Below are 15222 nucleotides of genomic sequence, written 5' to 3'. Positions count from 1 at the left end.
CGGGTATGATTGTCTTTATTGCCTAAAGCGACATTGGCAAGATCACGCTTCAAATATTCAAAGATTTCCTGTTTTGGTTCAGTACAGCATTGCATCAACAGGCTACAGATCTGGTTATGGGTCATTCTTACCCCAAAACCGGCTTTTCCTCCCAGAGAAGCAATACTTTCCTGGGCAATTCTTTCAACCTTCCCATCGCTGACTTTACGGTCAAATCGGGGAATAAATAAAGTCTTACCATGCAGCTCCAGTTCCTGATGAACACGAAGTCCCAGGTATTGGGCAATTTTCATATATAAGGCTTCGTGCATCAAAATTTTATCTAGATTCTGATCACTGCCACGACTGAATTTCACCAGCCAATGCTGTTTGACCTGATCATCTGTCAGCGTGTGATCCAGATAGAACAGGTCATCGTGACCTTGGGTCAGCAGTAATTTTGGCCACTCGCCCTGAATACCAGAAGAACCGGCAATAAAAAGTCCATAAGAGGCCAAGGATTCAATAAATTTTTCTTGACGTTCTACGACTTGGTCCAGACTAAAGCCATGATTCTGCTGAACAGGGAACTGCCCCTGTAGCCATTCATAAGCCTCTTTAATCCGTAAATTACCAATCGGATTGCCTGCACCCGCTTTTAAAAGCGCCCAGTCTGCTTGTTCCTGAGTATTTTCAGAAAAATTAAGCTGACGGAGTAATTCTTTACGACCATAACCTTGAGGTAACAAATCCATCAGGAAGGCCGGCCAGGTAGATTGCAAGGTATTTTGCACATTTACTGGTAAATGATAGGCTAGCGCATGCCCATCGCTTAGGTTCATATAAGAAATAGCATATTCAAATAGATATGATGTGCGCGTGGCTGCTTGCCATCCAGTTTGTTGTTGACCGACAATCTCAACAATAGCGCAATCCAGCCATTCATCTTCCTGATAAACCTGCAGTGTGCAATATTGATCCATAATTTTATTAAAATAGTAAAGTAAAGTGATTTTATTTATTATATACCTATTTTAATAAAAAACTAATTTTATCTTCTAAAAGTTCTTTACCATTCTAAAAGGCCTTTCTTCACTAGAATACAAGACCCATGAGGCTATATAACAAGATGTATCCTGATAGAAATCACGATATAACCCAATTCATCCAAAAATAAGTTTGGCTAAAGACCTACATCGACATATAGCTTATAAATTTAATAATCCTGTAATTTTTTAAATATCTGGGGATATCTAGCCCTTACTACCTATAACTGCTTTTCTTTTGAATAAAATTTTAAGCAGCAAATAAAGGACTAAATCCCCGTTTGCGTAGTAATTTTCGGTACATGCTTGAACTCCGATCTGCCGGAAAATGCGCTTCTAAAGATAAATCCAGAGGTAAATATTCAGGTTTCTGATTTTCTACAATCACACGATCTTCCTCGAAAATTTTCATATTGAATGCATAGGCATCTTCAACCGGTAAATCTTTATCATAATTGCGGCAAATAGGCGCAAAAAGTCGTGTTGAACGTGCAGTCATCGGTGAAGCCGCATTCATGATGACCTGCTTGGCATCATTCGGAAAATGAATCGTAAGGGTTGCAGTAAAGGGTAGGCTCACTTCAAAATGACGTAACCATTTAAAATCTTCCTGGCCACGCTGCTCTGTTCCGATCGGATAACGTCCCACACTACTGATATAATCTGCATTAAAACCAACATCCGTTTCTGTCGTACTGTAATCAGGAACTTCTACATCCTCCGGATCACCAAAAGTATCGGGATGCACCCAGGCAAAATGTGCCACATCAATAAAACCTTCGAGCTGTCTTCCTGCAAAACATTGAATGTCTATCTGAGGGCAGACCAGTTGCTGATACTCAGCATCATCCCAAAAAGGCATATTAGGAATATGAGGTTCTGCATCTTTTGTAGCGCTTAATGAACACCAGATCAGACCATACTTTTCTACCGCAGCATAAGTTTTCAAATGGAAACGTTCCGATATTGTATGCTGAGGATGTGCAGGAATACGGTTGCATTTACCTTCATTGCCAAAGCGTAAACCGTGATAACGACACACCACGCCTTGGCCGTCATTTTTTCCCAAGCTTAAAGGTACACCGCGATGCGGACATGCATCTTTCGCCACCACCAGTTCATCGTTCATTTTATAAATCACCAGAGGCATATCAAGCAGCATGCTACTTGTTGGCTGATCTGTAATATCACGCGCAAGTGCAATCGGATACCAGTACTGAGCCAAAAGATTCCAGTCATGTTCCTCGAATGTCATATGGACTGGTAAGTCGGGACTAAAAGCGGCGATATTTGTATTCATAATGGGTTCTGTGTCATGACCTTTAGCTGGACTATAAAACAGCAATGTGTTCTATGAAATTTCAATTAATAGGACATAGGATTGCGTAAATCAGAACACTGACCAGCGATTAAAAACAAAATAAGCATCTTTCCAGGTTTTTTATGTTCAACCACGCAAATATTGAGATGGGATATTTCTAAGCTTAAATTTCGCTGAAAATAATCTTTTAAAGCCTATGTTAGCGCTGTCGATATCGGCTCTACCACTGAACTGGCTTTTTTGATGACTTATATCATTGGCGCTATCTGTGTATGGAATATCCCACTTGCTGCAGGGATGGCGGTTCTACTCACGATCATCCTGATGGGCAAACAGACATTGCATCAATTTGCCGGAAAAACGATCCAAAGCTATGAGTTAAGAGATGGCTTACTTTTATTGGCTTTGATATTGATTGCGTTGCCGGTCATGCCCAATAAGCCCTTGTGGGGCGCCGTACTGAATCCCTATATCATCCTTAAACTACTCATTTTAATCTTGATTGTGCAGTCCATGGCACATGTGGCAAAACGAATCCTATCCAATGATAAGGCTCTCATTTTATCTGCCTTAGCCTCGGGATTTGTCTCCAGTACGGCCACGATTGCCAGTTTGGGCATGCAAGTCCGATCCGGGCGGGCCAGTGCAAAATTAAATGCAGGCGCCGGATTGATCTCCTGTATTGCCACCTTATTACAGCTCTTGCTGATTGTTCTGGGAGTGAGCGTAGAGTGGTTCAAGTTCCAGCTGATTCCGAGTTTGGTGGGGATCGGAATTTTATGTATTGCAGCCGGATTCTTGATTTATCGAACTCCCCAAGCGGATAACAGTACGACCATCAATGAAATACGGCTTTGTTGCACAAACCTATCTGTAAAGGGTTTTTCAGCGATATAATTTTCAAATGAAGAAGCCTACACACAAAATCTACCGCACAACCAATTGGCCCGCATATAACCGAGCACTCATGAGTCGCGGAAATATTGCCATTTGGTTTGATCCTGCTACGCAATGGTATGCTCCATCAAAAGGCAAACAAGGGCGAAATCAAACCTACTCCGACGCAGCTATCCAATGCTGCTTAATGATTAAATCCTTATTCCGTCTATCTTTACGTATGGTCACTGGCTTTGTGCAAAGTCTGATTAAACTTTGCGGATTAAATTGGACCGCACCAGATTACAGTACGCTTTGTAGAAGACAAAAGCATATTGATATTGCAATCAGCTACCAAAAAAGTAGCGATGGGCTGCATCTACTCGTAGACTCTACAGGCATGAAGTTTCTAGGTGAGGGCGAATGGAAACGCAAGAAACATGGAGCTGAATATCGTCGCCAATGGCGTAAACTACATATTGGTATAGATGCCAAAACCCTACAAATACGCGCTATTCAGCTCACAACCAATAATGTCAGTGATTCACAGGTGCTTGGTGATTTACTTAATCAGATTCCACAAGATGAGCAGATTGACTCTGTTTATACCGATGGAGCTTATGACACCAAGCAATGCCGTCAGGTCATTGCAGATCGGCAAGCACATGCGGTGATTCCACCTAGAAAAAATGCGAAACCATGGAAAGATACAAAGAGTAGCTCGCTAGAGCGAAATGAATTACTTCGAACAGTTAAACGTTTAGGCAGGACATTATGGAAAAAATGGTCAGGCTATCATCGCCGCAGTTTGGTGGAAACCAAGATGCATTGCATCAAATTATTAGGCGATAAATTAATGGCAAGAAGCTTTCCTAGTCAGGTGAATGAAATTCATGCACGTGTAGCAGTCCTCAACAGATTTACGGAATTAGGTCGACCACTTACCCAAGTTACGCCTTAAATTTGGCTCAATTAGGGGCGCTTTGTATTTCAAATCTTTGTGCAACAAAGCCCCTCTAAGCATCTTAATATCCTCATCAGGTTTGGCTGAAATTACTATAACAAGAGCTTACTTTTGCGAGGGTAAGTATTTGTTGGAAACATTTTATAAAAACAATTTTTTTTAAATATGAAAATCCAAAGATTAAATAGATGAAGATAACGGTCAGCTAGAACCGCTATCTTCTGTGCCAGATTAGCCGTTAATAATACTGCCGCCATTCACATGAATCACCTGACCTGAAATATAGCTGGCTTCTTCACTGGCCAGAAATAAATACGCCGGTGCTACTTCACTTGGCTGGCCCATGCGGCCCATTGGGGTACTTTTACCAAAATCTTTAAGCTGTTCTTCATCAAAACTGCTCGGAATGAGTGGGGTCCAGATTGGGCCCGGAGCGACACCATTGACGCGAATGCCCGTTTTATTTTTTAATAAATTGGTGGAAAGGCTTCGGGTAAATGTAGTGATGGCACCTTTCGTGCTGGCATAGTCAATCAGCTGATCATGTCCGTGATAACTGGTAATACTGGTGGTATTGATAATGCTGTCACCTGCTTGCATATGCGGAATCACCGCCTGAGTCAGGTGGAACATCGACAGAATATTAACATTAAATGTTTTAAGTAATTGCTCGGGCGAGATATCGGTAATACTTTCTTTCGGGTATTGAACCCCGGCATTATTGACCAGAATATTAATCGTTTTAAATTCCTGAAGGGTCTTTTCCACCATTTTCTTGATTTCATCTTGATCTTGTAAATCACATTGAATCAGCAGACAACGGCGGCCTTCATCTTCCACCATTTTTTTGGTGTCCCGTGCATCCTGATCTTCATCCAGATAGCAAATAGCGATATCTGCACCTTCGCGGGCAAATAAGACCGATACAGAGCGGCCAATTCCGCTATCACCACCAGTAATCAAGGCAACTTTGCCTTTTAATTTTTCACTGCCTTTATAATGCGGTTTAATAATTTCCGGTGCAGGGTCCATTTGGGTTTGCACGCCAGGTTGATGGTCTTGGGTTTCAGTTGAAGCTGGGGTTTCAGGATAATGATTCATATCTTTTCCAATTCCAATGATTGTGGCCATATAAGAAAAAATATATTAGAAGCTTTTGGGCAAAATGAGGCTGGACTCAACATTTCATAACAGAATGTATTCGAGATTTATCAATTATTCATTGAAACGGATCAGGTTGACCAATCAGAACAGAAAAAGCTAATGGAACAGCTTCTGGCTACACTTAAATAGTTAAGGTGGTCTTGAAAGGTGAAATTTGATTAGGAAAGGTAAAGTATCAACGGAGATTTAAAATCTAGACATACATAGGCCTTTTTTACTGGGCTTGTATATAAAATAAATGGAGAGTTTGTTAACTCTCCATTTATTCATTCTGATGTATTTAAAAAATTTCTATAGAAATAAATTAAAGATTATCACTTAAATTAATTCTGGCTTGTGCTGCTTTTTCCTTTTTGACTGAGGTTTTACCCCAGTTAAACTTTTGTGCGCAGATGCCTAAGCCTACAATAAATAATGCAAGCACACTGGTATAAACCACTTCTTTAAAATACGTCCCCTCAATAATCATGGTAATTAAAGCGCCGACAATAAAGATAATGACCAGATAAGTGAGCCATGGGAATAACCACATCTTGAATGGAATATTTTGTCCTTCAGCTTCCAGTTTTTTACGTAACTTAAGCTGAGAAATGGCAATAGCAAGATAGACATATAAAGATACGGTACCCGTCGCTAACATCAAGACATCATAAATATTCATACTTTCGGTGGCAGTCAGATAAATCGCCACGAAAGAAAACAGGCTTGAAAAGATGACACCTACCCATGGGCTGTTATTGCGGTTGGTTAAACCGAAACTCTTTGGTGCATCTCCACGTTTGGAGAGGGAATAGACCATGCGTGAACAGGTATAAAGTGCGGAGTTAAAGCAGCTACATACCGAGGTGAGCACGACAAAATTAACAATATGGCGTGCTTCTGGAATACCGAGTGCAGTAAGCGCTACGCTATACGTACCCCAGGTCGGATCTTTCAATAAAGGATTATTGTGTGGAATCAGGCAAACCGTAATCAACATTGAACCGACATAGAATAAAATGATACGCCATACAATTGAATTAGCGGCCTTACGAATTTCCTTGGCTGGATCTTTGGTTTCAGCTGCTGCTACGGTGACAATCTCTGCTCCCATATAAGCAAACATTACACCCAATAAGGCCGTGATCACCGATGAAAACCCATTAGGCATAAAGCCTTGAGCGGTTAGATGAGTTGTACCACCGAGCATAGAGGCATCGCCCCAAGGCCACAGGTGCATCACGGCCAAACTACCAAACACCAGAAACAGTACAATGGCAATGACTTTAATCAGGGCAAACCAGAACTCGAATTCACCAAAGTTTTTTACGTCACGGAGGTTAATCCAGACCAGCGCTACAGTGACCAGAAGCATATAGCCCCAGATCGGGATAAATGGAAACCAGCTATTTAAGATTTTCCCGGCGACAAAGGCTTCCCAGCCCATGAGCAAGGTCCAGAAAGACCAGTATAACCAGCCGATGGAAAATCCGGCCCAGCGCCCGATTCCTCGGTCCGCATAGGTTGAAAATGAGCCGCTGTCGGGATTCAGTACCGCCATTTCTCCCAGCATACGCATAATGAGTAAAACTAATATTCCACCTAGAGTATAGGCAATGAGTGCAGCAGGTCCTGCAGAATAGATGACATTACCGGAGCCGACAAAGAGTGCTCCACCAATGACGCCGGCAATTGAAATCATGGTGAGATGGCGTGATTTAAGTCCGTTTTTTAAGCCGTTTGATGATTCGGAATTGGAGAAATGTTGATGTTCTGCCATATAATTTCCCTTAATATCAATAGCGTAGCGGCAATAAAATTCCTTATTTGGCTTACGCTATCTTATCCTTTGAAACTGTAACCGAATTCATCAGTGCTTGACCAATATTAAGTTAATCTTAATAAAATGAATCCTTGTAGCCCTATAGACAGGATCACACTTTGATTAAAGTACGGTTACATGCTGTTCATGTATGCGGTTAATTTCTCTTTTTTGTTGTAAAGTGACGAGAGCCATTTTTGAGCAATTCAAAGGAGCCAATTGGCTTAAGAGATAAAAAATATAAGCAGGCAATATTTACAGAAAAATAAAGCTTACCTAAAATATCAGGCTAAAAGCAGGTTTACGTTCCCTTTAAAAATAAATTAAAAGCTTTTTGATTTTAAAAATATAATTGTATTGATCCCTGAGTTTTTACTAAGTTAAAGTGCGGATCCCATGCTCGCGCAAGCACTTTAACAATATCCCGAAAGCCACCAGAATTTCCTGTTCACTCACACAGGCAAAGCCCAGTAATAATCCTTTCTGCCGGGTGGAATAATGTTTGGTATAGTATTGCGATAAGGCTCTGACCTTGATTCCCAGTTCAAGCGCTTTGGATGCAATCAAGACATCATCACTGCTGCTGGGCAATTTTAAAATCAGATGCAAACCGGCGGCGGTATTGTATTCATGCAGAAAATCTTCACCTAAATGTCGGCGAATCAGGTCAATTAAAAAAGCGTGGCGTTTGCCATACAATAAACGCATTCGTCGGATATGCGCTTCATAATGTCCTTCACGGATAAATTCAGCGAGTGTTTGCTGATCGATTAAGTGACCACCACGATAAAGTTCCGAAGCTACAATTCGCAATGAAGAAAAGAGCTGTTTTGGTACCACTAAATAGCCAATACGCAGGGCCGGATAAATCGTCTTACTGAACGTCCCCATATAAATCACCGGAGAATCCGGCTCTAAACCTTGTAAAGAAGGATAGGGCTGGCCCGAGAACCTGAACTCGCTGTCATAATCATCTTCAACAATCCAGCTATTGTGCTGGCGTGCCAGTGCAATTAACTGTTTGCGCCGTTCTAAACTTAAATGTGAGCCCAAAGGATACTGATGCGACGGCGTCACAAAAATCAGTTTAGGTGGTTTCTTGGGATGCAGATCGGGAATAATCCCTTCCTGATCCACCGGTAAGGAACGTAGATTGACGCCATTAATTCGTAAAATATTACGCGCGCCCCAATAGGCTGGATCTTCGATCCAGACCTCATCGCCTATGTCGCTTAAAGTACGCGAGACCAAATCAATCGCCTGATGGGTGCCTTCGGTAATAATGATCTGATCAGCATCGCACTGCACTGAACGGGCAATTTTCAGATATTCTGCCAGCTCCTGACGCAGTTCTAGGGAGCCACCGGCATTGCTGTAAATCAGGTTGTTAACTTGAGGTTCACGGCTCAAACGCGTTTGGATTTTGCTGAAAATATGATGCGGAAATTCGGTTACATCGGGTGCGCCCGGTACAAAGGCTCCCCATTGATAAGGCGAAGCCGCGGAATAGCCGAGCAAGTAAGAACCGCGTTGCGACAGATTATAATTTTGCTGTGCTTTTTTTTCTGCAACGGCAGGAGAATTCTGTTCTGCCTTCACCAAAAAGGATTCGGATAATTTCTCTACTACCCAGGTACCTTGACCGGTACGGGCATCAACATAACCCTGTGCCTGTAATTGTTCATAGGCATTTAACACCGTATTACGCGATACCTGAATCTCTTTAGCCAAATCACGTGATGCAGGCAAGCGGGTTTTGGGAGCCAATACGCTATCAATAATCGCGTTACGCAAGCAGCGGAACAGGCGCATCTGTAATGTTCCTGTGACATCTTGCTGCAATCGCTGCAGTAAATAATCTCCAAGCAAGCTACGCAATTGGCTCTCTCCTACAAATTTGAAATGGCTCTCGTGAGAGCGGTATTGCTAGGTGCAAAATAGTCTGATCAGGCAGTCATTGTAAAGTGTCTTGTATGCGTTTTGATCATGTACCTGCGGCTTGAATGCGAGCATACAGGCGGGCAGGCAATATACACAGATACCGATTAAAACTAAAGCGGAAAATCTAGACACTGATTTTGTTTGGAGCGCGCTGAACTAAGACCTGAATCAAGCAATGATTGCCATAACAGCCGAATAGAGATGTGTTGCAGCCGCCAGGACATACGACTGCATATAACAAAAGGATCATAGAATGAACATGATGATGAAAGGATTGACCTATACCGAGCAAGGTACAACGGCCTGGAACAATTATCTTAAGCAACTGGATAAAGTAGCGCCTTATCTGGGTGAGCTGAGTGAACGACTGGACATGCTGCGACGCCCAAAGCGCAGTTTGATTGTCGATGTCCCGGTCATTATGGATGATGGTACGGTTCAGCATTTTGAAGGCTATCGTGTTCAGCACAATTTAACCCGCGGTCCGGGCAAAGGCGGTGTGCGTTTTCATCCAGATGTCAATTTGGATGAGGTGATGGCTCTGTCAGCCTGGATGACAATCAAATGTGCTGCTCTAAATTTACCTTTTGGTGGAGCCAAAGGCGGTGTGCGAGTCGATCCGAGCCAGCTTTCCAAACGCGAACTGGAACGCTTGACCCGACGTTATACGGCAGAAATCAATTTAATTATTGGACCGCAAAAAGATATTCCGGCACCGGATGTAGGAACCAATCCGCAAATCATGGCCTGGATGATGGACACCTTTTCCATGAATGCAGGTTCTACGATTACTGGTGTAGTGACCGGAAAGCCGGTGCATTTAGGGGGTTCTTTAGGCCGTAGTAAAGCCACAGGCCGTGGTGTGTTTATTAGCGGCCGTGAAGTTGCCCAGCAAATCGGTCTGGATTTAAAAAATGCTCGGGTCTGTGTACAGGGTTTCGGTAATGTCGGGAGTGAAGCTGCGCTGCTTTTCCAGGAAAATGGCAGCAAAGTGATCTGTGTTCAGGACCATTCCGCCACCCTGTATCAAGAAGAGGGGATTGATATTAAAAAGCTGCTTGAATACTCCAATGCCCACCATAAAATTCAGGGATTTTCTGCCAGTGATGAAATTTCTGCATCAGCTTTTTGGAGCATTCCTGCCGAAGTTTTTATTCCGGCAGCACTGGAAGGTGTGATTAATACTCAGGTCGCGCAAAATATTCAGGCCAAAATGATTCTGGAAGGTGCCAATGGTCCCACTTTGACTGAAGCGGATGAAATTCTGAGTGAGCGTCATATTACGGTGGTGCCAGACGTGATCTGCAATGCGGGTGGCGTGACGGTCAGCTATTTTGAATGGGTTCAGGATTTGGCCAGCTATTTCTGGACTGAGGAAGAGATTAACCAGCGTATGGATGCCAGTATGAAAAATGCGGTACAGGATGTATGGCAAAAAGCAGTTCAGGCCGGATGTTCTTTGCGTACAGCCGCTTATATTCTGGCTTGTGAACGTATTTTAATGGCACGCCAGGAACGCGGCATCTATCCGGGTTAAGCGAAGTTTTTTGCAAGATGAATTAATCCATAAAAACGACTAGATTTAATCCATGATGACCCATCGTAAATTTTTGCAATGGGTTTTTAAATTGGCTTCTTTATTTAAAAAGGAGCCAATTTTCATTATAAATATAAATAATTGTTTATAAATAAAATAATTTTATATTTTGACTATTTTACTCGTTTTAAATAGATCAATTGGCTCCTTTGAATTACTCAATAATGGCTCTCGTCTCATACGCGTAAAAGCGCAAAATGAACAACATCAGCCAGTCTTTGGCAAATTTCTATCCCAAGATCCGGATAGCAAAATTTACAACGTATGAATCAAGAATGAGGATACAAAATGGACAGTAAACACTCAGCACTGAATGCACGTAAACAGCAGGCAACACCACGTGGTGTTGGGGTCATGTGTCAATGGTACGCAGAGAAAGCAGAAAACTCGACCATCTGGGATGCAGAAGGCAATCAATATATCGACTTTGCGGGCGGGATCGCCGTACTGAATACCGGCCATCGTCACCCTAAAATTATTGCTGCGGTCACTGAACAATTAACCAAATTTACCCATACGGCTTATCAGGTTGTACCATACGAGAGTTACGTTGCTCTGGCAGAACGTATCAATGCACGCGCTCCAATTCAAGGTGCTGCAAAAACCTCATTCTTTTCGACTGGTGCTGAAGCTGTCGAAAATGCAGTTAAAATTGCCCGTGCCCATACTGGCCGTCATGGCATCGTGACTTTTGGCAATGGTTTCCATGGTCGCTCATTTATGACGATGGCCATGACCGGTAAAACTGCACCTTATAAACGCGACTTTGGGGTGATGCCTGGTGGTGTTTTCCATGCCCGTTATCCGGTGGAATCCAAAGGCATTAGTGTTGATGATGCAATTCAAAGCATTGAAGACATTTTCGCAGAAGATATTGCTGCGCATGACGTAGCAGCAATTGTGCTTGAACCTGTACAAGGCGAAGGCGGTTTTAATGTGGTGCCAGCAGAATTCCTGAAACGCTTGCGTGTATTATGCGATCAAAACGGCATTTTACTGATTGCTGATGAAGTACAGTCTGGTTTTGCGCGTACAGGTAAACTGTTTGCGATGGATTATTATGAGACCAAGGCAGACCTGATTACAATGGCCAAGAGTCTAGGCGGCGGTTTCCCGATCTCAGGCGTTGTAGGTCGTGCTGAAGTCATGGATGCACCAAATCCAGGTGGATTGGGCGGTACTTATGCCGGTAACCCGGTTGCTGTTGCGGCTGCCCATGCGGTACTGGATATCATTGAAGAAGAAGGTCTTTGTGAAAGAGCGAATGATCTAGGCGCAGAACTGGTTGATGTTTTACATGAACTGAAAATGTCATCTAGCATGGTCAAAGATATTCGTGCACTGGGCTCAATGGTGGCGGTTGAGCTTGAAACTGCGGAACAGGCAAAAGCTGTACAAAACCATGCCATGCAAAATGGTCTGTTAATCCTGACCTGCGGTCGTTATGGTAATGTAATCCGTTTCCTATACCCGCTCACGATTCCGGCAGAACAGTTCCGTGCGGGATTGGCTATCTTGAAACAAGGGTTTGCACTGTCTGTCGCAGCCTAATAAAAGAGTAATGATCATGCTTCAAGCGCAATATAGAGATTTATTACAGCATCCTGATATCAGCTTCGATCAGCCTGCCACGGATGAATATATTGAAGTCAAAGATGCAGCAACCCAAGCCACTTTGGCCTGGGTAAAATCCCATGACCGGACATCTGTAGAACAGCTGATAGCTCGTTCTCAGCAAGCCCAAAAAGCCTGGAAAACCAAGACAGCCCTCGAACGTGCGGATGTGCTTTGGGCCTGGTTCAATCTGATGCAGGAACATAAAGAATCTTTGGCTCAGATTCTGACTGCTGAACAGGGTAAGCCACTGGCTGAGGCGCGTGGTGAAATTGGTTATGCCGCTTCCTTTATCCGCTGGTTTGCCGAGCAGGCGCGCCGTATTGATGGTGACGTGTTGACACCAACGCTTGCCCATCAGCGTTTATTGGTCGTTAAACAGGCGATTGGGGTAACAGCTGCGATCACGCCATGGAATTTCCCGGCGGCGATGATTACCCGTAAAGCCGCGCCAGCTCTGGCTGCTGGCTGTTCCATGCTGGTTAAACCGGCTGAACAAACACCTTTAACCGCCTATGCGCTTGAAGTTTTGGCCTTGCGCGCAGGTTTGCCACAAGATGTATTGCTGCATGTTAGTGGTGATGCGGTTGCAGTGGGTCAGGTCTTATGTGAAAGCGAAACTGTGAAAAAGTTAAGCTTTACCGGTTCGACTCAAGTCGGCCGTATCCTGATGCAGCAATGTGCACCGACCATCAAAAAACTGTCTTTAGAACTTGGTGGCAATGCACCGGTTCTGGTCTTTGATGACGCCAATCTTGAACAGGCGGTACAGGGCATCATGGCCAGTAAATTCCGGAACAGTGGGCAGACCTGTGTTTGTGCGAACCGGATTTATGTACAAGATGGCATTTATGATGCACTGGTAGAAAAACTGGTGGCTGCTGTTGCCAAGCTGAAAGTCGGGGATGGCCGGGATGAAGCTTCTACCCAAGGTCCATTAATTGATGAGGCTGCGATTGAAAAAGTGCAATCACATATTGCAGATGCAGTGAGCAAAGGCGCACAGGTGAAAACCGGTGGACAGCGCTCAAATCTGGGCGGTACATTCTTCGAACCAACGCTTCTGACTGAAGTCACCCAACAGATGCGTATTGCAAAAGAAGAAACTTTTGGACCGTTGGCGCCGTTATTCCGCTTCAAGACTGAAGAAGAAGCAATTCAGATGGCGAACGATACGGAATTCGGTCTGGCCACCTATGTATTTAGCCAAAGTACAGCACGTCAGTGGCGTGTAGGCGAAGCCTTAGAATACGGTATGGTGGGAATCAATACCGGAGCTATCTCTAATGAGGTTGCGCCATTTGGTGGAGTCAAGCAATCAGGATTAGGCCGTGAAGGGTCCAAATTCGGTATGGATGAATATCTTGAAATGAAATATCTCTGTGTTGATATTTCTTCATAATGACGTTTAAAAAGTAAACGTATTCATTAAAAAACTGATAAGAAAATATCAGCCTCCAGTGAATCCCGCGTTTAATTTAAACCGGGATTCCTGTGATAGAGCAAGGATTTAACAGACAGATTGGAGCAGGGCATATTTTCAGTTGTTAAACCATTCTTCTTCTCTAAAATTCCCGCAAATATCAATTAAAGCATCAGCTTCTCATCAGGATTTAACCCTGATTTCTAACTTTAAACCAAAAGCATCCAGTAATTTCTGCATAGACTTGAGTGTTGGATTTCCTTCAGGTTGTTCCATTTTCTGTAGAGTCTGGGGAGCAATCTTGGTAATTTTAGCCATATCGTTGAGTGTGAGGTGCAACTCGGTACGAATGAAGCGAGCAACCTGATGAAAAGGCCAGTCAGGATTGTTGCTGACGGTTTCAAGTACAGATAATCTCTTTTGCATCTGTTGAATCGGGGTCAGGGGCTTAAAGCGTTTATCCATGATTCAGCTCCTCCAATTGTTGGCAAATATTATTAATTCGATACTGGCTATTTTCAAGAATTTCAGGTGCCAATTGCAGATGCTGCATGTGCTCGAGTAACCCCTGATAAAGTGGTAATTGCTCGATTAATACCGCTTTGATTTCTTGTGGATCAATCATCGTGCTTTCGGCGATCTGTTCAATGACTGAATGCCAAATTGGCATGCCACCATGATCATCTCGCTCCCAACGTGTAGTTCGGGCAATACCATCTGGATGGAGCCACATCGGCGCAAAATCAAATAATGGGGTTAGTTGAATGATTCCATTATTGAAACGTTGAATCGCTGTATTACGGGTATGATTGTCTTTATTGCCTAAAGCGACATTGGCAAGATCACGCTTCAAATATTCAAAGATTTCCTGTTTTGGTTCAGTACAGCATTGCATCAACAGGCTACAGATCTGGTTATGGGTCATTCTTACCCCAAAACCGGCTTTTCCTCCCAGAGAAGCAATACTTTCCTGGGCAATTCTTTCAACCTTCCCATCGCTGACTTTACGGTCAAATCGGGGAATAAATAAAGTCTTACCATGCAGCTCCAGTTCCTGATGAACACGAAGTCCCAGGTATTGGGCAATTTTCATATATAAGGCTTCGTGCATCAAAATTTTATCTAGATTCTGATCACTGCCACGACTGAATTTCACCAGCCAATGCTGTTTGACCTGATCATCTGTCAGCGTGTGATCCAGATAGAACAGGTCATCGTGACCTTGGGTCAGCAGTAATTTTGGCCACTCGCCCTGAATACCAGAAGAACCGGCAATAAAAAGTCCATAAGAGGCCAAGGATTCAATAAATTTTTCTTGACGTTCTACGACTTGGTCCAGACTAAAGCCATGATTCTGCTGAACAGGGAACTGCCCCTGTAGCCATTCATAAGCCTCTTTAATCCGTAAATTACCAATCGGATTGCCTGCACCCGCTTTTAAAAGCGCCCAGTCTGCTTGTTCCTGAGTATTTTCAGAAAAATTAAGCTGACGGTCA

At 43.3% G+C, this 15222-nt stretch carries 11 protein-coding genes and 1 pseudogene; 5 read left to right on the top strand and 7 right to left on the bottom strand.

Going from position 1 to position 15222, the window contains the following annotated elements:
- Together ACO1B7_RS14840 and ACO1B7_RS14835 are read right to left on the bottom strand one after the other, a co-directional pair.
- On the bottom strand, positions 1-962 hold a 962-nt coding region (locus ACO1B7_RS14840), incomplete at its 3' end, for a type II toxin-antitoxin system HipA family toxin (RefSeq protein WP_423090328.1).
- Positions 963-1275: 313 nt separating this feature from the next.
- Positions 1276-2325, bottom strand: coding sequence for an aromatic ring-hydroxylating oxygenase subunit alpha (locus ACO1B7_RS14835; protein ID WP_216986016.1), 1050 nt, complete (start codon positions 2323-2325; stop codon positions 1276-1278).
- A 231-nt stretch (positions 2326-2556) separates the two neighbouring features.
- Here ACO1B7_RS14835 and ACO1B7_RS14830 point away from each other — a divergent pair.
- Positions 2557-3195, top strand: a pseudogene (locus ACO1B7_RS14830) (DUF4010 domain-containing protein); the annotation flags it as partial.
- Positions 3196-3250: 55 nt separating this feature from the next.
- The gene (locus tag ACO1B7_RS14825) at positions 3251-4183 is read left to right on the top strand and encodes an IS5-like element IS17 family transposase (RefSeq protein ID WP_000743272.1); all 933 of its coding nucleotides are present in this window, start codon (positions 3251-3253) and stop codon (positions 4181-4183) included.
- A 234-nt stretch (positions 4184-4417) separates the two neighbouring features.
- Here the strand turns inward: ACO1B7_RS14825 and ACO1B7_RS14820 are convergent, their stop codons facing one another.
- The 3 genes from ACO1B7_RS14820 to pdxR form a co-directional block, all read right to left on the bottom strand.
- Positions 4418-5287: an SDR family oxidoreductase gene (locus tag ACO1B7_RS14820; RefSeq protein ID WP_138742733.1), complete on the bottom strand. Its 870-nt coding sequence runs from the start codon at positions 5285-5287 to the stop codon at positions 4418-4420.
- A 367-nt stretch (positions 5288-5654) separates the two neighbouring features.
- Positions 5655-7109: an amino acid permease gene (locus ACO1B7_RS14815; RefSeq protein ID WP_180038846.1), complete on the bottom strand. Its 1455-nt coding sequence runs from the start codon at positions 7107-7109 to the stop codon at positions 5655-5657.
- Between the two features lie 417 nt (positions 7110-7526).
- Positions 7527-9029, bottom strand: coding sequence for a MocR-like pyridoxine biosynthesis transcription factor PdxR (gene pdxR / locus ACO1B7_RS14810; RefSeq protein ID WP_423090296.1), 1503 nt, complete (start codon positions 9027-9029; stop codon positions 7527-7529).
- 328 nt (positions 9030-9357) lie between these two features.
- Here pdxR and ACO1B7_RS14805 point away from each other — a divergent pair, with 328 nt between their 5' ends.
- From ACO1B7_RS14805 to ACO1B7_RS14795, 3 genes are all read left to right on the top strand, one after another.
- Entirely contained in the window at positions 9358-10629 is a 1272-nt protein-coding gene (locus tag ACO1B7_RS14805) for a Glu/Leu/Phe/Val family dehydrogenase (protein WP_180038875.1), read from the top strand.
- Positions 10630-10977: 348 nt separating this feature from the next.
- Positions 10978-12240, top strand: coding sequence for a 4-aminobutyrate--2-oxoglutarate transaminase (gene gabT / locus ACO1B7_RS14800; RefSeq protein ID WP_044110443.1), 1263 nt, complete (start codon positions 10978-10980; stop codon positions 12238-12240).
- Positions 12241-12256: 16 nt separating this feature from the next.
- Positions 12257-13705 carry an NAD-dependent succinate-semialdehyde dehydrogenase gene (locus ACO1B7_RS14795; RefSeq protein WP_129717363.1) on the top strand — a complete coding sequence of 483 codons (1449 nt, stop codon included), beginning with the start codon at positions 12257-12259 and terminating at the stop codon, positions 13703-13705.
- 204 nt (positions 13706-13909) lie between these two features.
- Here the strand turns inward: ACO1B7_RS14795 and ACO1B7_RS14790 are convergent, their stop codons facing one another.
- Positions 13910-14191: a helix-turn-helix domain-containing protein gene (locus ACO1B7_RS14790; protein ID WP_004280265.1), complete on the bottom strand. Its 282-nt coding sequence runs from the start codon at positions 14189-14191 to the stop codon at positions 13910-13912.
- The coding region (locus tag ACO1B7_RS14785) for a type II toxin-antitoxin system HipA family toxin (protein ID WP_423090327.1) at positions 14184-15222 on the bottom strand (1039 nt) is incomplete at its 5' end. The genes ACO1B7_RS14785 and ACO1B7_RS14790, both read right to left, overlap by 8 nt.

It is taken from the genome of Acinetobacter lwoffii (genome assembly GCF_049367455.1).
In the GTDB taxonomy this organism is placed as follows: domain Bacteria; phylum Pseudomonadota; class Gammaproteobacteria; order Pseudomonadales; family Moraxellaceae; genus Acinetobacter; species Acinetobacter lwoffii_W.
This window is presented reverse-complemented; position numbering and strand designations above follow the sequence as displayed.